Source organism: Streptomyces sp. CO7 (assembly GCF_053474865.1).
In genome coordinates this window covers 1-468 of sequence record NZ_JBRIOU010000091.1, presented here as the reverse complement: position 1 = coordinate 468, position 468 = coordinate 1, and the positions used below count along the sequence as shown (strand labels likewise).

The following is a 468-nucleotide window of genomic DNA, read 5'->3' as shown; positions in this document are numbered from 1 at the left end:
CGGGGAGGCGACGCGACGATGCGCACGGCACGCGAGACGCTGCTGGAGCTGTCTCTTATACACATCTGACGCTGCCGACGATCTTACGCGTGAATACATTCCAGCTATTCAAGCAGGTCTTGAAGATTCACTTGAAAATGGTGTATTAGCTGGATTCCCATTAATCGACATCAAAGCTAAATTATTTGATGGATCATACCACGATGTTGACTCGAACGAAATGGCGTTTAAAATTGCTGCATCTATGGCATTGAAAAATGCTGTCAGCAAATGTAACCCAGTTCTACTTGAGCCAATGATGAAAGTGGAAGTCGTTATCCCTGAAGAATACATGGGAGACATCATGGGTGATATCAAACCTAGGAGTGCATGCGTAGTTCGCCTTAGTCTCGTGGGCTCGGAGATGTGTATAAGAGACAGCGGGGAGGCGACGCGACGATGCGCACGGCACGCGAGACGCTGCTGGAG

At 49.1% G+C, this 468-nt stretch carries 1 pseudogene; it reads left to right on the top strand.

Annotated elements, in window-relative coordinates:
* Positions 1 to 97: 97 nt before the first annotated feature.
* Positions 98 to 468, top strand: a pseudogene (locus ACOV8S_RS31255) (hypothetical protein); the annotation flags it as partial.